Source organism: Janthinobacterium foliorum (assembly GCF_978021625.1).
In genome coordinates this window covers 427,257-446,600 of the sequence record NZ_CDXDQE010000004.1, presented here as the reverse complement: position 1 = coordinate 446,600, position 19,344 = coordinate 427,257, and the positions used below count along the sequence as shown (strand labels likewise).

General features: G+C 64.2%; 13 protein-coding genes and 3 tRNA genes. 4 read left to right on the top strand and 12 right to left on the bottom strand.

From position 1 onward, the window contains the following. The 8 genes from ACZ92H_RS12320 to ACZ92H_RS12285 all read right to left on the bottom strand — a co-directional run. On the bottom strand, positions 1–124 hold a 124-nt coding region (locus ACZ92H_RS12320; RefSeq protein WP_017454492.1), incomplete at its 3' end, for a GTP-binding protein. Positions 125–212: 88 nt separating this feature from the next. After that, positions 213–287 (bottom strand) — tRNA-Thr (locus ACZ92H_RS12315). Between the two features lie 43 nt (positions 288–330). Next, positions 331–404 (bottom strand) — tRNA-Gly (locus ACZ92H_RS12310). A 62-nt stretch (positions 405–466) separates the two neighbouring features. Beyond that, positions 467–551 (bottom strand) — tRNA-Tyr (locus tag ACZ92H_RS12305). Between the two features lie 233 nt (positions 552–784). Next, positions 785–2,431, bottom strand: coding sequence for a response regulator (locus tag ACZ92H_RS12300; RefSeq protein ID WP_465049547.1), 1,647 nt, complete (start codon positions 2,429–2,431; stop codon positions 785–787). A 147-nt stretch (positions 2,432–2,578) separates the two neighbouring features. Further along, the gene (locus ACZ92H_RS12295; protein WP_131374441.1) at positions 2,579–4,174 is read right to left on the bottom strand and encodes a DUF3369 domain-containing protein; all 1,596 of its coding nucleotides are present in this window, start codon (positions 4,172–4,174) and stop codon (positions 2,579–2,581) included. 63 nt (positions 4,175–4,237) lie between these two features. Then, on the bottom strand, positions 4,238–5,329 hold the full coding sequence (locus ACZ92H_RS12290) for a J domain-containing protein (protein WP_465049545.1): 1,092 nt from the start codon (positions 5,327–5,329) through the stop codon (positions 4,238–4,240). 139 nt (positions 5,330–5,468) lie between these two features. Beyond that, positions 5,469–6,620 (bottom strand): class I SAM-dependent methyltransferase, encoded by a 1,152-nt coding sequence (locus ACZ92H_RS12285; RefSeq protein ID WP_465049543.1) that lies wholly within the window; start codon positions 6,618–6,620, stop codon positions 5,469–5,471. An 85-nt stretch (positions 6,621–6,705) separates the two neighbouring features. Between ACZ92H_RS12285 and ACZ92H_RS12280 the strand changes: the two genes are divergently transcribed. The 4 genes from ACZ92H_RS12280 (at position 6,706) to pepF (ending at position 10,956) form a co-directional block, all read left to right on the top strand. Beyond that, a complete protein-coding gene (locus ACZ92H_RS12280; RefSeq protein WP_465049542.1) occupies positions 6,706–7,491 on the top strand; it encodes an SDR family oxidoreductase in 786 nt (261 codons plus the stop codon). 53 nt (positions 7,492–7,544) lie between these two features. Further along, complete coding sequence (locus ACZ92H_RS12275; protein ID WP_092798596.1) at positions 7,545–7,943, top strand: dihydroneopterin aldolase; 399 nt, start codon at positions 7,545–7,547, stop codon at positions 7,941–7,943. Between the two features lie 20 nt (positions 7,944–7,963). After that, positions 7,964–8,899, top strand: coding sequence for a tRNA 2-thiocytidine(32) synthetase TtcA (gene ttcA, locus ACZ92H_RS12270; protein WP_131374449.1), 936 nt, complete (start codon positions 7,964–7,966; stop codon positions 8,897–8,899). A 167-nt stretch (positions 8,900–9,066) separates the two neighbouring features. Further along, positions 9,067–10,956, top strand: coding sequence for an oligoendopeptidase F (gene pepF / locus ACZ92H_RS12265; protein WP_465049540.1), 1,890 nt, complete (start codon positions 9,067–9,069; stop codon positions 10,954–10,956). Between the two features lie 92 nt (positions 10,957–11,048). Here pepF and kefC read toward each other — a convergent pair whose 3' ends face one another. The 4 genes from kefC to ACZ92H_RS12245 all read right to left on the bottom strand — a co-directional run bounded on the left by kefC (position 11,049) and on the right by ACZ92H_RS12245 (position 19,326). Beyond that, positions 11,049–12,863, bottom strand: coding sequence for a glutathione-regulated potassium-efflux system protein KefC (gene kefC / locus ACZ92H_RS12260; RefSeq protein ID WP_465049538.1), 1,815 nt, complete (start codon positions 12,861–12,863; stop codon positions 11,049–11,051). Between the two features lie 84 nt (positions 12,864–12,947). Next, positions 12,948–14,738 (bottom strand): M14 family metallopeptidase, encoded by a 1,791-nt coding sequence (locus ACZ92H_RS12255; RefSeq protein WP_465049536.1) that lies wholly within the window; start codon positions 14,736–14,738, stop codon positions 12,948–12,950. Positions 14,739–14,939: 201 nt separating this feature from the next. Further along, complete coding sequence (locus ACZ92H_RS12250) at positions 14,940–17,663, bottom strand: TonB-dependent receptor plug domain-containing protein (RefSeq protein WP_465049535.1); 2,724 nt, start codon at positions 17,661–17,663, stop codon at positions 14,940–14,942. A gap of 163 nt (positions 17,664–17,826) precedes the next feature. Further along, positions 17,827–19,326 carry a S41 family peptidase gene (locus ACZ92H_RS12245; protein ID WP_465049533.1) on the bottom strand — a complete coding sequence of 500 codons (1,500 nt, stop codon included), beginning with the start codon at positions 19,324–19,326 and terminating at the stop codon, positions 17,827–17,829. Positions 19,327–19,344: the final 18 nt, after the last annotated feature.

The window sequence follows — 19,344 nt, the reverse complement described above, 5'->3', positions numbered from 1 at the left end:
CGCCGAATTTCTTCGACAGAACCGTTGCGATTGCAGCGGTCAGCGTGGTTTTACCGTGGTCGACGTGGCCGATGGTGCCGACGTTGACGTGCGGCTTGGTCCGTTCGAATTTACCTTTTGCCATTTTGAACTCCTAATGATTTGATTAGATTGCTCAGGCACACGCCCGACGGTCTGGTTTGAATTGCTTCTGTGCTGCCTGCTGCGAATTCTGGTGCCCTTGACGTGGATCGAACACGTGGCCTCTCCCTTACCAAGGGAGTGCTCTACCACTGAGCTACAAGGGCTGTAATTTGTTGCATGCGATGCATCAAGCATCTGAACGGAAACTGGAGCGGGTGAAGGGAATCGAACCCTCGTCGTAAGCTTGGAAGGCTTCTGCTCTACCATTGAGCTACACCCGCGAGGTATCGTTCACTTTATCTTCACTTACTTTTGCTACTACCCAGTTTTCCTTGCAAAAACTTGGTGGAGGGGGCTGGATTCGAACCAGCGTACTCATAGAGAACAGATTTACAGTCTGTCGCCTTTAACCACTCGGCCACCCCTCCGCGGGAACCGCAGAGTATGAAGCATCTACTCACAACTGTCAACCTTATTTACTGATGCCTGACTGCTGCACTTGCTTATAAAGAAGAAGTTGGCTGCTTCGGGGCGTGATTATAAGCTCCCGATTTGAGAATGTGCAAGGGTTGGCGCAAAAAAGTCGTCTTTTTTCGCATTTTTTTTCTCCCCCTCGCCGGCAGCCCGCATTTTCCCGTCATTTGCCCCACATTGCCCTGCCTTACCGGGCGTCAGGCGGATGCATCCAGGTGTTGCCGTGCGGCTTATATTTACGCAACAGCTGCTGATGCAGGCCGGACAGCACGGGCAATTTCGGGTTGCGCGGGTCCAGGCGGCGCACGCCGGCAATAAACGTCAGCGCCTGCTGCCCCATGCGCTCATCCCAGCCTTCGTGCTCCAGGCATTTCAGCACGGCCACGGCAGCATTGAACACCACTTGCGGATTGTCGGGCAGGCGCGTGACAGCTTCGCCCATCAGCTCGACGGCACCGCGGAAGTCGCCCGCGCCCGCCCTGGCGGCACCGGCTGCCACCATGTCGGCCACTTCCTGGCGGCTTTGCCGCGCCAGGGCCTTGGCCAGCTCCTCGCGCCCCGCCTTTTCAAACACGGCCATGGCGCGCGTCATGGCGGCGCTGTCGGGTGCATTGCGCATGACTTCGCGCATCACCTCGGCGGCGCCATCTTCGCGCCCGTGCGCCAGGCACTGGCGCGCCAGCTCCGTCTTGAGCATGTTCGAGCCGCCCACGCTGTGGCGGTTGGCCGCCAGCGCCGCGTCGAGCGACTGCTGCAGCCGCTCCTGGTTGCCCGTATGCGCATGCAGCATGACGCCGCACAGGGCGCTGCACAGTTCCGCGTTCTTTTGTCCGCCCATCGACTTGTCCAGGTCGCGGATGACGGCGCCCACCTGCAGCGGGTCGCCCTTGCGCACCAGGGTCTGCACCAGGCGCACATGGTCTTCCGGATCGCGGAATTCGGAATACTTGGCCTTGCTGACCACCAGCTTCAGGGCCTTTTCCGCCGTCTCGATATCGTCGGCCGCCAGCGCCGCCTCGCCCAGGCGGCGCAAACGGCGCACGGCGTGCGGCGACAGCGCCACCGCCTCGCTCAGGGCCGCCTGCGCCAGTTCCGGCTTGCCTTGCGCCAAATGCGTGCGGGCCAGCCAGTCATAGGCGTCGAGAAAGCGCTTATTGTTCTCCAACAAGCCTTCCAGCGTGCCCTGCGCGGCGTCGTACTCGCCCAGCAGGAATTGCGTCTTGGCCTGTCCCAGGCGCGCCCAGCCGATGGCCTTGCTGTCGTACAGGGCCGCGTAGATCGGCTCCGCGTCGGCCGCCTCGCCCAGCAGCAGATGCAGCTCGGCGCGCAGGCGCAGGAAGTCGGTGGCATAGCGGGGATACAGGCTGGCGCCCTCGGCGCAGGCGGCAATCGCCGCGCGCTCGTTGCCCACGTCGATCAGGGCATACACGGGCACGAAGGCGTTGCGCTTGTCGAGCGCGCGGCCGATGCGTTCGAGCATGTTGTCGGCGGTGAACGGCTTGAGGATGTAATCGGTGGGCAACAGCTCGACGGCGCTGACCACCTTGGCGAAACTGCCTTCGCCCGTGACCATGAAGAACATGGTCGAGGCGTGCATCAATTTATGGTGGCGCAAGTCTTCCAGCATCTGCTGGCCATCCTGTCCGCCTTCCAGGTCGTACTCGCACAGGATCAGGTCATACGCTTTGCTGCCCAGCATGCGGATCGCCTGGCCCGAGCTGGCCGCGTCATCGATCTTCGCCAGGCCGCACAGGTTGAGCATATTGTGCAGGCTCGAGCGCATGCCCGGATGCGGCTCGATGATCAGTGCGCTGAGGCCCTTGAGTTCTTTCATGTCGTGATGTCCGAAAACTCAGCGGCGCGCCACACTGGTGCGTGGCGCCAGCCAGCATGAGGCTGCCGAGTATATGCCGGTGCCGCGCGCAAGGGAATGGCGCGGCAGCGAAAATTGGCAACAACGCTGCCAGACAATGCCCGCCAGTCAGGCGCCGGCGCGCTCCGGATGCCACAGCTGCGGCTCGTGGTCGATCAGGTCGAGCAGCGCGGCCACCACTTCCGGGTCGAACTGGCTGCCGCTGCGCTGCTCGATATATTCGCGCACCTGCGGATACGGCCATGGCTCCTTGTAGGGACGTTCGTGCAGCAAGGCATCGAAGACATCGACCACGGCGACGATGCGCGCAGCCACGGGTATGTCGCGCCCTTTCAGGCCATGCGGATAGCCGGCGCCATCGAAATGCTCGTGGTGGCCGCCGGCGATCTGCGCGCCATACGTCAGGTAGCTGACGCCATCGACCATGTTGGCGGCCCGCTCGAGGATGGTGCGCCCGACGCTGGCGTGCAGCTGCATCTGCGCCCGCTCCTCGTCCGTGTGCTTGCCGGGCTTGAGCAGCACGGCGTCCGGCGTGGCCACCTTGCCCACGTCGTGCAGGATGCTGGCCAGGCCGATCATGTCGAGCAGCTGCGGCGTGAGTTCGTCCGCATACGCGCCGCGCTGCTGCATGCGGCGGGCGATGGCATCGGACAGTTGCTGCACGCGCCGCACATGGCCGCCCGTGTCGCTGTCGCGGAATTCGGCCAGATCGGCCAGCGCCACCACGGTGGCCTCCTGCGCCTTGCGCAGCTGGCCGAACATGTACAGGTTGTCGAAGGCGGCGGCGATGCGCTGGCAAAACACTTCCAGCAAATCGCGCTGGATCTGCGCCAGCGGCCACGGCGGCGTGACGGAAATGGCCAGTTCGCGGTTGCCTTCCGTGTGGATGAACAGCACGTTGGCCGGATGCTCGAACTGGCTGCGCTTTTCCGCGAAGGCCTTGTCGATGGTGGGCGTGAGCGCATGGTCGGCCGGCATGGCTTCCGCCTCGGCCAGCACGGCATAGGTACCCGTGGCGGCCACCACCTCGGGGCGGCCGGCGCCGCCCTGCATCAGGCACAGCACGCCATCGGCGCCCACGTCGAGGATGGCGCTGACCTGGTTCAGCACGCCGGAAGCGAATTCGCGCAGGGAATGGATCTGGTACAGATTGGTGGCGCCCGCGAGGATCTTGCCCAGACCGATGCGGCTGCGCTCGAGCATCATCAGGCTTTCATACGCGCGCAGGGCCGAGATGACGGTGGTAAACAGCTTCTGCGTCGTCAGCTCCGTCTTGGCCTTGTAATCGTTGATGTCGTACTCGATGATGACGCGCTGCTCGGGCGCCTGGCCCGGCTGGCCCGTGCGCAGCACCACGCGCACGATGGAATTGTTCAGTTCGGCGCGGATGCGCTTGGCGAGGATCAGGCCCGCGTCATCCGTTTCCATCACCACGTCGAGCAGCACCAGCGCGATATCGGGCGTGTCGCGCAGGATCTCGAACGCCTCGCGGCCGCTGTAGGCGGAAAACAGCTCCAGTTCCCGCCCCTTGAAACTGACGTTGCGCAGCGCCAGCCGCGTGACCGCATGCACGTCGACGTCGTCATCGACGATCAGGACGCGCCACAGGCGCTGGTCGGGTGCCGCCAGTCCCGCGGGACTGGCCACCGGCTCATCCTCGTCGAGCAGCCAGTTATCATCTGCATCGGCTTTGAGGTCGGTCATGAATACTCCTAATGGATAAGGTCGATGTGGACGCTGCGTTGACGCCTATCAAGCATAATCAGATTAGATGCTGCTTACAACAGGATTCTGCGTGCCGATCTCGCCGCTGGCGGGGCCGGACACGGGCGCCGGCACGGCACCCTGCGCCTTGCCGCCACACGGGTCCTGCCCCGGCCCGACGGCCTGGTAGCGCACCTCATATTTGCCAGCGCCGAGCTGCTCCACCGTCAGCTTGTCATGCGCCAGGATGTACAGGTAGCGCACGTTCGAACGGCGCTCCTGGTCATACAGCTTGACGAACACGGGCGCCGCATTGGCGCTGTTATCGATCGTCAAGCTCAGTTCATCGCCCTTGTTACCGATCGGAAAACCATCCACATAGCCGGACTGCGCCGGCCAGGATTCGCCATTCGGCGCCACCAGCGCTGCCGATTCGGCCGTGCTCGCGCCATCGCAGGCGGGGCGGGTCGGCCTCAGGCTCAGCTGGGAAACGGCCAGTACGCGGATCTCGGGCGCCTTGGCTTGCGCGGGCTCGGCCGCATACGGCTTGCCCACCGCCCAGCTGTCGATGGCGATCACGTCGTTTTTTGCCGGCGGCGCGGCGACACTGTCAGGTGCGGCCGGCTCCGCACGCGCCCTGGCGCCATCGCGGGCCAGGCCGCTCCAGGCGGACGCCAGCGCGGCAGGGACGGGCTGGGAGGTATCGAGCATCAGCAAGGCGCCCAGCCAGCCCAGCAGCACACAGACCAGCAGGCTCAGCCACCAGCGCCAGTTGCGCCAGATGGGTGGCGCCGCGCGCCGCGCCTTGCCCCTGGGCGGCGGCACGTCCTGCGCCCAGCCGTGATCCTGCTGCGGGGCATGGCCTTTCGCGCGGCCATCCTTGCCCTTGCCGTCTTCGTGATGGGTGCTTTCCAGCCATTCGATTTCCCATTCCTCGGCGGCGATCCACTCGTCGTGCTCGCGGCGGCGCTGCGGATCGGACAGGGTGCCATAGGCGCTGTTGAGAATGGCCATGATGCGCGCGGCCTTCTCGTCGCCGGGATTCTTGTCGGGATGGTATTTCTGGCTGAGGGCCTTGTACGCGGCACGTATGACTTCCTGCGGCGCCAGGCGCGCCACTTTCAGGTTGTCATAGTGTGTATGTATCTTTCCCATCGTTCTATCTTGAAATCGGTGCGCGGCGACGGGTTCTTGCAGGATGGAACCGTGCTGTATCGGTCATCATATACGATATGACAAGACAATAACCACTGGCGGACAGGAAATTGCAGGGCGTTAACGCCCCGCCTTGACATCAGAGTCGGTGGCTGCGGTCGCCTGACAACAGGGCTTCCGGCAATTCGACCCGATGCCCCACCACCAGCACCTTGAACAGCTCGCCCATCTCGGCCGGCGACAGCAGTTTCTGCACGGCGCTGGCCTGCGGCAGGTATGTCTTGACCTCTTGCGGGTCGGTGCGCAGCAGCAAGTCGCCGATGCCGGCGCCCAGCAGGAAGGCGGCCTGGTTCATATAGGCCAGCACGTCGAGGCCCGCATCCTGCGCCGCCACCGCCATGGCCGTGAAGTCCACGTGGGCCGTGATGTCCTGCAAGCCGGGCAAATAAAACGGTTCCGCGTGGGCGTGGTGGCGGTAATGGCACATCAGGGTGCCCGTGGCGCGCAAGTCCAGATAATACTCATGTGCGGGGAAGCCATAGTCGAACAGCACGGCCGCGCCGCCCTTGCCGGCGGTCAGCATGCGCGCCAGCGAGCGCATGAAGCCGCTGGCCACGCCGTGGATCTCCGTGACATAGCCGACGGGCAAGGCATCCGCCTCGGGCACCTGGGCAGCGATCTGCGCCGCGACGTCGTCGCCAGCGGGACGCTCCACAAAGATGAACTGGCCATCGGCAATGCTGACGTCGAGCTCGCACCAGCCGGCGGGCGTCTTGCTGATGAGGTTGACGGGCATGGCGTCGAGTACTTCATTGCCGAAGACGGCGCCTTCAAACGTGTCGGGGAAACCATCGAACCACACCACTTGCGGGAAGGCTGCCAGCGCCAGTTCCTGGCGCGCGCGCAATTCACCGGACAATTCGACGATCGCATACTGTTCCACATGGATGCCGGCATGCGCCGCTTCCGTCAGGATATCGAAGGCCAGCTTGCCCGTGCCGGCGCCGAATTCGAGGATGCGCGGGGCCGTTTGCGCCATAATAGCGGCTGCCACATGGGCCAGGGTGGCGCCGAACAGGGACGATATTTCCGGAGCGGTTGTAAAATCGCCATCTTTGCCCAGCTTGGCGGCGCCGCCGCTGTAATAGCCGAGGTCAGGCGCATACAGCGCCAGCTCCATGAAGCGGACAAAGGGAATGGCGCCGTCATTGCGCGCGATTTCGGCGGCAATCTGGTGCTGCAAGGCATGGGACGCGGCCAGCGCGTCGCTATCGGGTACGGGAAGAGACATACCGTATTGTAGCGAATCGGCGGCGCGGGCCGCCAGTACCGGCCCTGGCAGCCACGCTCACCTCACATATCAATACAGTAAACACATGACATCAGCATCGACACTGCCACACAGCACACCCCGCGTCGCCCTCGTCACGGGCGCCGCGCGCCGCATCGGCCGCGCCATCGCGCTGGGCCTGGCGCGCGACGGCTGGGACATTGCCGTGCATTACCGCGCATCGCACGACGAAGCGCTCAGCCTCGTCGCGGAAATCACCGCGCTGGGCCGCCGCGCCCACGCCTTCCCCTGCGACCTGGCGCAGGAAGCGGCCGTGCGCCAGCTGCTGCCGCAGGTGCAGGCGGAACTGGGCGCCGTGACGTGCGTCGTCAACAACGCATCGTTGTTTGAATACGACAATGCCGGCAATTTCTCCGTCGGCGCGCTGGACGCCCACATGCACGCCAACCTGGCCGCGCCCATCCTGCTGGCGCAAGCCCTGTACCAGGCGACCCCAAGCGGCGGCCAAAGCGTTGTCATCAACTTGCTGGACCAAAAACTGTACAATCTCAATCCTGATTTTTTGTCGTACACCTTGTCCAAGGCGGCGCTGCTGTCGGCGACCACCATGCTGGCCCAGGCGCTGGCGCCGACAGTGCGCGTCGTCGGCATCGCCCCTGGCATCACCATGGTCTCCGGCGAGCAAACGGAAGCGAACTTTGCCAAAGCGCACGAAAATACGCCGCTGGGCCGTTCCAGCACGCCAGACGATGTGGCCGATTGCGTCTGCTATGTGGCCGGCGCGCGCGCGCTGACGGGCACGACCTTGCTCGTGGACGGCGGCCAGCATCTGATCGGCTTGCCCCGCGACGTCATGTTTTTGACCAAATAATCAGCAGCCATACCAGACAAACCAGCATTCCAGCATCCCCTAAAAGGTAAACTATGTCGTCCGCCCTGTTCCACCCCCGCCTGGCCGATTGCCGCCGCCTGTTCCTGCGCAATTACGAAGTCCTCATCAACATCGGTGTCTATGACTTCGAGAAAAAGGGCGAGCAGCGCGTCCTCATCAACGTCGACCTGTACATTCCCCTGGCCCTGTCGACGCCAAAGGATGACCAGCTGGAAGAAGTGGTCGACTACGACTTCATGCGCGAAACCATCGCCAAACGCATGGCGCAAGGCCACGTGCAGCTGCAGGAAAGCCTGGTCGACGACGTGCTGGCGGCCATGCTGTCGCACCCGCGCGTGCGCGCGGCGCGCGTGTCGAGCATGAAACCGGACGTGTATCCCGACTGCGAAGGCGTGGGCGTGGAAGTATTCAAGATCAAGGATGAAGTATGAACGAAGCAGTGATAGAAACAATGACAACGGCCGTGGAGATTCCGGCCAACGTGGACGCGCAGAAACTGGCGCGCAAGAAGGCGGAAAAAATCGCCCTGGAAAACAACAAGCTGCACAAGCGCTTGTGCCGCCTGGTGGGCCAGGCCATCGGCGACTTCAATATGATCGAGGATGGCGACAAGGTGATGGTCTGCCTGTCCGGCGGCAAGGATAGCTACGCGCTGCTGGACATCCTGATGACCTTGCGCGAGCGCGCGCCGATTCATTTTGATATCGTCGCCGTCAACCTGGACCAGAAGCAGCCGAACTTCCCGCCGGAAATCCTGCCCGCCTACCTGACGGAACTGGGCGTGGCATTCCACATCGAAAACCAGGATACCTACAGCATCGTCAAGCGGCTGATCCCGGAAGGCAAGACCACCTGTTCGCTGTGCTCGCGCCTGCGCCGCGGCATCCTGTACCGCGTGGCCGACGAGCTGGGCGCCAACAAGATCGCCCTGGGCCACCACCGCGATGACATCCTGGAAACATTCTTCCTGAATATGTTCTTCGGTGGCAAACTGAAAGGCATGCCGGCCAAGCTGCAGTCCGATGACGGCAAGCACATCGTCATCCGTCCGATGGCCTACGTGAAGGAAGAGGACACGCAGCGCTATGCGGAAGTGAAGGGCTTCCCCATCATCCCATGCGACCTGTGCGGTTCGCAGGAAAACCTGCAGCGCAAGCAGATCAAGGGCCTGATGCGCGAATGGGACAAGAAATTCCCTGGCCGCGTGGAAAGCATCTTCTCGGCCCTGTCGAACGTGGCGCCATCGCACCTGATGGACCCGAAACTGTTCGGCTTCAAGGACTTGAAGGCGGACGGCGTGGCCAACCCGCTGGGCGACATCGCCTTTGATGAAGAACCGTGCTCGACGCCGACCACCTTCGGCACGATCCCGCTGCAGCCCCTGTAAGCCTTCTGTTGTTTCGCCGCCACCATTCCGGTGGCGGCGGCCTGCCCCTTTCCCCCTGCGTCCATTTGAGGTACCGTAGTCAGCTCTGCCGGTACGCGATGTGTCACGCGCGCATCCCTGCCCGGCGGTCAGCACGCATTCTTCCGACAACCTCACTGGAATGAACCATGACGCCATCCGCGCTCAAGCGCCCCCTGCTGTTCTCCCTGCTTGCCCTCAGCCTCGCCACCGCCTCTGCCGCTCCTGCGCCAGCCCCCGCCCAGACCGACCGCCAGGCCGACCGCTGGGATTTGACGGCGCTGTATGCCAGCGACGCCGCCTTCGATGCCGACGCCAAAAAACTCTCGGCCCAGCTGCAGCAGCTGGGCGCCTGCAAAGGGCAGTTGAAAGCGTCGCCGGCGCGCCTGAAAAGCTGCCTGGACCTGTACGCGGATGCGCGCAAGCGCGTCAACATGCTGTACACGTATGCGGCGCAGTATTACGACCAGGACACGGGCGACAGCAAGGGCAACCAGCTGAACCAGCGCGCCGCGCTGCTGGGCAATGAGTTCAACCAGGCCACCACGTTCCTGCAGCCGGAAATCCTCGCCCTGGGCGCCAAGCGCATCGACGCCATGCTGGCGAAAGACAAGGGCTTGCAGCTGTACCGCTTCCAGCTGAGCAACATGCTGCGCAGCGCGCCGCACACGCTCGACGCCGCCGGCGAACAGCTGGTGGCGCAATTCGGCCTGGCGACGGGCTCGGCCGCCAGCGTTTACCGCACCCTGGCCAATGCGGAAATCCCGTGGCCCACCGTGAAACTGGCGGATGGCAAGGAAGTGCGCCTGGACCAGGCGGCCTACACGAAATACCGGGGCGACGACAACCGCGCCGACCGCAAGCTGGTATTCGACGCCTTCTTCGGCAAGTGGAAGGATTACGAGCGCACCTTTGGCGAAACCCTGTACGGCCAGCTGAAGACGGATGCCGCGTATGCGAAAGTGCGCCACTATGCCGATTCGCAAAGCGCCGCGCTGGATGCCGACAACCTGCCGCCGGCCGTCTACCAGACCCTGATCGCGCAGACGAATGCCAACCTGCCCACCCTGCACCGCTACTTCAAGCTGCGCGCGCGCATGCTGGGCGTCAAGGACCTGGCGTATTACGACGTGTATGCGCCGCTGCTGAAAAGCGACCGCACTTTCCCGCTGGCCGACGGCAAGCAGATGATGCTCGATTCCGTCGCGCCGCTGGGTCCCGACTATGTGAGCGCGCTGACGTCCGCCGTCAACGCGCGCTGGATGGATGTGTATCCGCGGCCGCGCAAGGTGGCGGGCGCCTACATGAATGGCGACGCATATGACGTGCACCCGTTCGTGCTGCTCAACTACACGGACAACTACGAAGCCGTCAGCACCCTGACGCACGAATGGGGCCACGCCATGCATTCGGTGCTGGCCAACAAGGCGCAGCCGTCGATCTATGCGCCGTACAGCATCTTTGTCGCGGAGATTGCCTCGACCACCAACGAAGCGCTGCTGCTCGACGCGCGCCTGAAACAGGCCAAGGATGACGACGAGCGCCTGCTGTACCTGGGCGCGGCGCTGGAAAACCTGCGCGGCACCTTCTTCCGCCAGTCCATGTTCGCCGAATTCGAGGCCGCCATCCACGGCAAGGTGGACAAGGGCGAGTCGCTGACGGGCGAGGAGATCACGGCCATCTACGCCGGCATCCTCAAGCGCTACCACGGCGAAGCGCAGGGCGTCATGACCATCGACCCCGCCTACGCGCTGGAATGGGCCTACGTGCCGCACTTCTACCACGGCTTCTATGTGTTCCAGTACGCCACCTCGATCGCCGCGGCGCAGGATTTCTCGCAGCGCATCCTCGACAAGGAACCGGGCGCCCTGGCCGCCTACCTGAAGATGCTCGGCTCCGGCGGCTCCGCGTATCCGTATGAGCTGGTGAAGGCGGCCGGCGTCGATCTGGCCACGCCGAAACCGTACCAGGCGCTGGTGGCGCGCATGAACGGCATCATGGACCAGATCGAGGCGATCGAAGCGAAGCAGGGGAAATAATGCCGGGGCAGGCGTAGGTCGGCTTGGCGCACAGCGCGCAAGCCGACGCTTCCACCAACGCCAACAATGTGTCGGATTACGCGGCCTTGCTGCTAATCCGACCTACCGTTTTCCACTTCCGCCGCCGCAAACGCGGCCGCGTCGCTCTCGAACATGTCTTCCAGTTCCTCGCGCGCCTGGCGCGTGAGGGACATGACTTTTTGCTGGTCCTGGAAGTGCGGCGCCACTTCCAGCAAAGTCTTGAGGTTATGCCGGCCAAAGATGCCGGCCGCGCGCTGCGCCCGCTCCTCGCTGAACCCCACCTGGCGCAAGGTCTGCTCGCCCAGCAGCAGGGCCGCCGCAAACGTCTCGCGCTCGATCAAGGTCACCCCCCGCTTCATCAATTCATAGTAATGCGTGACGTTGCGCGCGCGCGCCAGGATCGTCAGCTGCGGCAGGCGCAGGCGCACGGCGTCGACCAGGGCCAGGCTGTCGTCCACATTGTCGATGGCGATCACCAGGGCCCTGGCCTTTTCGATGCCGGCCGCCACCAGCAGATCCACGCGCGTGGCATCGCCATAAAACACTTTAAAACCGAACTTGCGCAGCAGGTCGATCTGGTCCGGGTCGTGGTCCAGCACCGTCACGCCGATCTTGTTGGCGGCCAGCAGGCGGCCGATGATCTGGCCGAAACGGCCAAAGCCGGCGATGACGATGGGATTGTCCTGCGCCTCGATCTGGTCGTCCGGGCGGCGCTTCTTGTCGCTTTGCAGGCGCGGCGCGACGAATTTGTCGTGCAACAGCAGCAGCAAGGGCGTGGCCACCATCGACACCGTCACCACCACCACCAGCAAGGCCCCCGTTTCAGGCGCAAAGACGTGCGCGGCCACGGCGGCGGCAAACACGACGAAGGCGAATTCGCCGCCCTGCGACAGCAGCAGCGCGAAGAACAGCTGCTGGCCGCGGGGAATGTCGAAGAACTTCGACAGCACGTACAGCAAGGCGATCTTCACCGCCAGCAGCCCCGCCACGAGGGCCAGGATCAGCATCGGCTGGGCGCGCAGCACGCCGAAATCGACGGACATGCCGACGGCCATGAAGAACAGGCCCAGCAGCAGGCCCTTGAAGGGCTCCAGGTCGGAAATAAGCTCATGGCGGTATTCGGAATCGGCCAGCAGCACGCCGGCGACAAACGTCCCCAGCGCCATCGACAAGCCCACCGATTCCATCAGCACGCAGATGGCGATCACCAGCAGCAGGGCAAAGGCCGTGAAGATTTCACGCAAGTCCGTCTTGGCGATGAAGCGCAGGATGGGATTGACGAGGAAGCGCCCGCCGATCACCAGGGCGGCCAGCACGGCGGCCAGCTTGGCCACGCGCAGCCAGCCCGGCTCGCCCCCATGCGTGACCAGTCCTCCCAGCAGCGGCACCAGCGCGATCATGGGAATGGCGGCGATATCCTGGAACAGCAGGATGGAAAAGCCGGCGGAACCGGCCGGCGTGCTCATCAGCTTGCGTTCGCCCAGGGTGGCCAGCACGATGGCCGTCGACGACAGCGACAGGCCCAGGCCGCCCACCAGCGCCGTGCGCCAGTCCACGCCGAAAGCCATGGCCACGGCGCACAGTCCCGCGCTGACGACGGCCACCTGCGCCCCGCCCCAGCCAAAGATGGGCCGGCGCAACAGCCACAAGCGCTTCGGTTCCAGCTCCAGGCCGATCAGGAACAGCAGCAGCACGACGCCGAATTCCGAGAAGCTGAGGATCACTTCGACATTCTTGATCAGGCCCATGCCCCACGGCCCGATGACGACGCCCGCCACCAGATAACCCAGCACGGCGCCCATGCCCAGGCGCTTGGCCAGCGGCACCATGATGATGGCAGCCACCAGGTAAAACAGTATGTTGATGAGAAAGCTGTGGTGTTCCATGCGGTTTCCGGGCAAAGATGTGGATGAAACGTCATCATGCCTGAAATGCGCGGCCCGGGTTTGCCCCGGGCCGCGAAGTGTCGCTTATCGGGCGGACTGCGCGGTGGCGCCGGGCGCCACGTCCGTGCGCCATACCGGATACAGGTTCAGGCGCTCGTCCCACGAACTGTGGCGGCGGGCAAAGAATTCCAGGCGCGCCTGCGGGCTTTTGGCAAAGGCGGGATCGCTGGCCAGGCGGGCGTGGAACTGCGCCGCCAGCGCCGGATCGGCCGCCAGCTGGGCGCGCGCCACGTCTTCGGCCACATAGTCTTCCATGTATTCCTTGCGCTCGAAGGCCGTGTTGAAACTGCCCCAAGCCAGCAGCGAATCGGGCGCGCGCGGCTCGAGCAGGGCCACCACCAGGCGCGCCTTGGCCTGGCCGACGGGCACGTACAGGTCGCCGGCGCCGATCACGCGCGCCTCGTCCCGCCATTCGCCCTGCACGGCCGCCGTCTGGCGGCCCTCGAACGACTGCGCGCCGAATGTCACCTGCGTGGCGCGGAAGGCCTGCACCGGCTGCCGGCCCCAGGCCGTGGCCAGCACCTGGTAAGCGACGCCATGCTGGCGCAGCTTGGCCGCCACCATCGGCGCCTGCGCGGCCGGCACCAGGTAGCCGGCCTTCGGCGCGGCCTGCTGCAGGTCGGGCACGATCTCGTCGCGCAGGGGCACCGTCCACAGCTGCGGCGTGTTTTCATCGTAGCGCGTCATCAGCGCGCCGGAAATGTCGGACGGGGTGCGCGTGTAGGCGTAGCCGCGAAACGCGATCAGGTGGCTCTTCTGCGTCGTCTTGTAGGTGAGCGGCAAGGTGCTGCCGGCCAGCTGCGCCGCGCGACTGTCCGCTTCCAGCGCCGCTTGCCGCCACTGCGCGCCATGCTGGGCCACTTGCGACAGCAGGGAAACGATGGTGTTGCGCGTGATGCGCACGCGGGTCGGATAATCCTTCCACGAGTGGGTTTCCACCAGCATGCCGAAGCGGTTGCGCAGCAGGAAATAGCCGTGCGAAAAACGCGGATTCGGCGCCGAGTCGACAAACCCCGATTGCGGATTGTCTTCCTCGGCGAACGAGATATAGAACGGTTTCGGGTCGGAGCCCTGCCTGGCCAGGTCGGCCAGCACGTTGTCGCGCAGGGCCGTGCCGGCCGCGCGCAAGGCAGGATCGCCCGCATGCACGGGTTCGACCTGGATCGAGATGTCCGGCTCGAACTGCGCGCCATCGGTGACGTGCAGGTCGACATACGCCAGCGGGTCCCAGGCATTGACCAGCGCCAGCATGTGCTGCATCTCGGGCGCATCGGCCTTCACGTAGTCGCGGTTCAGATTGTAGTTTTGCGCCGTGCTGCGCCAGCCCATTTCCACGGGGCCGCGCTGGTTCGGCCGGTTCCACTGGCCGAAGCGCTCGTGGCCGTCGACGTTAAACACGGGCACGAACAAGAGTACCTGCTGGTCCAGCGCGCCGGGCGCCGCCTTGCCTTCCAGGACTTCGCGCAGCGCCAGGAACCCGGCATCCTTGCCATCGATTTCACCGGCATGGATGCCGCCCTGCACCAGCAGCACGGGCAGCTTGCGGCGCGCCGCCTCGGCCGGCGTCAGCGCGCCCGTGTTCGTCACGGCCAGCGCCAGCATGGGACGGTTTTCCGGCGTGCGGCCAAATTCCACGCAGCGCACCTGCTTCGGATAGCGGGCCTGGAACTGCCGGCACAGGGTTTCCACTTCCGCGTAGCGCCCCGTCTGCAAAAAGCCCGAGCGCTCGGCCACCGTGGTCAGCGGCGAAGCGGCGTAGGCAGGCAAGGCAAAGGCGGACAACAAGGCGGCGGACAGCAGGGCGTGGCGTAGCATGGGACAGGCTCCATCGAGAGAGGACAAGCGGGCAATTATAGGGGGAGTATCGAGCGGGAGGACAAATAAAAAGCCGGGAAAGCAGCGTGTGCGATCCCGGCTTGGGAGGCTATGCCCCAGCATCTTCAATGCCGGGGTCAGACGGGGACGCCGAGTCCCGGCGGGTCCGACCCCAGGTTTCAGGTTGGCTCCTGGGTGAGATCAGCTGCCGAAATGGTAGTTGAATTCGACCCAGCCCTGACGGCCTTGCGGGCTGTAGTTACCCACCGGGTAGTACGGCCAGCCGCCGCTGTTGTCGCGCTTGACCGTATCGAGGACGTTGTTGATGATCAGCGACAGGGTGGCGCGGTCATTGATGCGGTACACGGTGCTGATGTTGGCCAGCGCCGTTGGCGTCAAATACGCCGTGCCGGCAGCGTTCGGGATCTTGCCGTAGCGGGTCACCAGCAAGGTGTTCGACCAGTCGCCTGCGCTCCAGTTGACGCTCAGGTTCAGTTTGTCCGGCCAGTCCGTGCTGCTCAGGTCCTTCAGCTCGTCGATCTCCTCATCGCCCGCGAACTGCTGCGATTTCTTGCTCAGCACCTTGGCGTAGTTGGCCTTGAAGGCGAAGCGGCCGTAGTCCGTCGTGCGCAGCAGGTACTTCAGGCTGATATCGACGCCGCTGGTGCTTTGCTTTGCCGCGTTGATCGGGTTGACGGTGATGGTCTTGATCTCTCCGGCGCGGTTCAGCGCATTGGCGGCGAAGCGCTCGACGCGGTTCAGGGTATCGACGCAGGTCGGCGAATTGATGTCGGTCTTGCCCAGGCGGCAATCGGCTTCGTCGCGCAGGATCTTGTCGGCGCTCAGGTTGGTCACCAGGTCGTCGATCTTGATGTTCCAGTAGTCGACCGAGACGTCGAAGCTGGCACTTGGCGACCAGACGGCACCCACGCCAAACGACTTGCCCTTCTCCGACTGCAGATCCTTGCTGCCGTTCTGCACATAGTCGGCGCCCGGCGATTTGTTCGCGTAGTCGCAATCCTCGATGGCCTGTCCGGCGGCGCCGCAACGGTAGTAGTCGGTGGTGCTCGAATAATAGCCCGTGCCGCGCGCCTTGTAGATGTAGTTCATGTCCGGCGCGCGGAAGCTGGTGGCGTAATTGGCGCGGAACAGCAGTTCGCGCGTCGGACGCAGTTCCAGGCCGCCGTTGTAGGTGAATTTGCCGTCGCTGCGGCCGGCAAAATTGTAGCGGTCATAGCGTCCGGCCAGGGTGCCCGTCAGCTTGTCGTGCAGCGGCAGGTTGACTTCGGCGCCCAGCGCGTAGCGGGTGCGCGTGCCGGCCGTGATGTCGGACTTGGTGGCGACGTTGAAGTAGCCCTCGTTGAGGCGCGCATCGGGCACGTTGCTGAAACCCTGCTTGCCCACTTCGGCGATGGTGGCGATCTTCGCCACGCCGGCCGGCAGCTGGAACAGGTCGCCGTTGGTGGCCAGGCTCAGGGTATTCGTCCAGGCCTTGTCGTCGCTGTCGGAATTGCCCGTGATGCTGTCGAACTCGGCGGCGGTCAGGCGGCGCGACAGGCGCGCGGGATCGGGGGCATAGATGGCGACGCCGCTTGCGTCCGTGCCCAGTTTCGGTCCCAGGAAGAAGCTGTCGATATTGGCCAGCGCGCGCGGCGTGTGGCTTTCGCTCTTGTACAGCGAGGCATTGTAGTTGGCTTCATACTGCCACGATGCCGTGCCGGGAATACGGCCCTTGGCGCCCAGCGAGATGGCCGTGGCCAGGTCGTCCCACTTGCGGTTGTAGCGCGATACGCCGCCCATTTCCTCGGGCGAGATGTAGCGCGTCCATGCCTCGTAATTGCCCGTGTTCTGGTTCTTGAAATAGCTGTTGCCCGTCGACGCAGAGGTCCAGGTGGGGCCGCGCGTATTGTTTTCCGTGGCGTTCTTGCCGATCAGGAAATCGGCGAACAGCGTCGTTTCCGGCGACAGCTCGTAGTTGGCGCTGCCGAACACGTTCTGGCTGCGGTTCTTGGTCTGCGTGGTCCAGTAGGTCGGCCCCACCTTCGGGCTGGCGCAATAGCTGCCGTTCTTCGCCTGGTACTTCACGACGCTGCCGCCAAACAGGTCGCCGAACTGGCTGCAGGTGTCGCCCAGGTCCTGGTAGGTGCCGGACGTGCCCGCCTGCACCACGCGGCGCGAGGCAATGTTCGTCGGCGTGCCCGAGCGCGTGGACATGAAGTCACGCTCCAGGCTCGACAGCGGATCGCGCTGGCTCAGCTCCACGCTGAACAGGGTATGCAGCTTGTCGAAATTGCCGCCGCCCGTCAGCTGCACGCGCTGGTTGCCGCCGCCGCCGCGCGTGGTGGTGCCTGCCTTGACGTTGATGTCAAAGCCTTCCGTCTGCTTTTTCAGGATCACGTTGATCACGCCGGCGATCGCGTCCGAGCCATAGATGGCCGAGGCGCCGCCGTTGAGAATTTCGATGCGGTCGACAATGCTCGACGGGATATTCGCCAGGTTGGTGAAGTTCACCGTGCCTTCATAGGCGACGGGGAAATCGGCCAGGCGGCGGCCATTGAGCAGGATCAGGGTGTGGTTCGGACCCAGGCCGCGCAGGCTGATGGTGTTGGCCGATGGCGTGAAGGTATTGCCGAAGTCTTCGCCCTGCGTAAAACCGCTGTTCTGCACCTGGTTGCTCAGCGCGTCATACACGTTCTTATAGCCCTGCTTGGTGATTTCATCGCCGGTCAGGATGGTGACGGGCGACGGGCCTTCCAGGCTGGCGCGGGGAATCCGCGAACCGGTCACGACGACGGCGTGCGCACTGGCTTCCGGCTGGGTATCGGCGGCGGGCGCGGCATTTTGTGCCTGTGCCTGGCTGGCGGCGCCACCCAGGATGGTCAGGATGGCGACGCTGAGCGGGGTTAACTTGAATTGTCTAGGCATCTTTGCGCTTCTCAAGGTGGGAGAAAATCCAAAAGATATCAAAATGAAAGCAATTACAGAACGAATGGATTCGTCTTTCCATATATCAAAATTGTTATATGGAAATATTTCAGGGAGGAAAATCGCGCCGCTCCCGGCGCGATCAAGGGAAGAAAGCCCCCGGTTACGGTTTCCTTATGGAAATTTCCTTGTATTGCGGGCGCAGCACGCGCAGGGCCGTGTCTTCCACGCTTTCCACCCGGCTCAACAGCCTGGACGCGCCCGTCGCCGGGGCACAGCTGGCCGTGCTGCGGTAGCGCAGGGCCGCCGCCAGCATGCCCTCGGCTGCATCGCCCAGCTGATGCTCATAATCATCCGCCACGCCGCACGTCGGCGCCATGCCATCGGCGTAGTCGCCGAAGCCCTTGGCGTTGACGCCCTGGAATTGCACGGCAAAATACGTGGTGCCGCAGTTCGGCTGGGGATAGAAGCCATAGGGCTTGCCGCACGTCGTGCCGCCGATCAGGTTGACCTCGATATCCACGCCGCGCAGGCCGTTGATAATCGATTCGCTGGCCGAGCAGGTATTGCCCGTGGTAAGCAAGGTGACGCGTTTCAGACCCAGGGAAGGCAAGGCCGTGCCCTTGGCGATGGGATTCGGCCCGGCAAAGCCCTGGCTCTGCGCATGGAACGGCAATGGCGCTTCGCGCCTGGTCTTGTCATTGGCCAGCACCTGTTCGAAGACCTTGCCCGCCGTCGCCTGCGGGCCGGCAATCATGTAGGCCAGCTCGCTGGCGACATCCAGATAGCCGCCGCCGTTGTAGCGCACATCAAGCACCAGGTCGCTGATGCCGGCCGCCTGAAAGCGGCGCATGGTCTCGATCAGCTGGCGTTCGGCCACGTTGTTGTGCGTGTTGAAGGTCAGGTAGCCGACTTTGCCCGTGGGCGTATTGATGATGCGCTCGTTTTGCACGGCGCTCGTGCTGACCTCGATGGCCTGCAGCGTGGCATTGAGCACCGTCCCGCCGCGGCTGAAGGCCAGCGTGTGCGAGGCTTGCGCTTTCGGGGACAGGCCCGCGTTGAGGATGGCCACGCTGGCGGCGTCCGGCGCATTGACGAAATCGACGCCGTCGACCGTTTGCAGCACGTCGCCACGCTGCAGGCCCGCCAGCGCCGCCGGCGAACCTGGCTCGACGATCGTGATCACGGCCTTGCGCGGCGGCGTGGCCTGCGCCACGGCCAGCAGCAGGCCATAGCCCAGTTCGACGCCGTTCTGCGACGCCTCCCACTCCGCCGTCGTATACGTGAAATGGAACTGGTCCTTGGGCTTGCCGGACGCCGTGGTGGCCGTTGTTTTCAGCACATCGAAATAGGCGACGGGCGTGGCAAAGCTCTGCGCCTGGTAGGTCGTCGGCACTTCGCGGTACCACAGATAGCTTTCATCGATCCAGCTGCGCACCCACGTCAGTTCATCGAGCAGGCTGCCCTGCCGGTCCGCGCTGCTGCCAGTGCGCGGCTTCTCGCAGCGGTTCGCCACCGTGGACGACGCCACCAGGGCGCTTGGCCCTGTCGAGGTCACGGGCGGGACGACTGCGGCGCTATCGCCGCCTCCGCCGCCACCGCAGGCACTCAGCAACAGGACTAGTGGCGCAACGGCCAGGGATGAGAGGCGCAGGGCATGCATGAAAAACTTTCCAAAAAG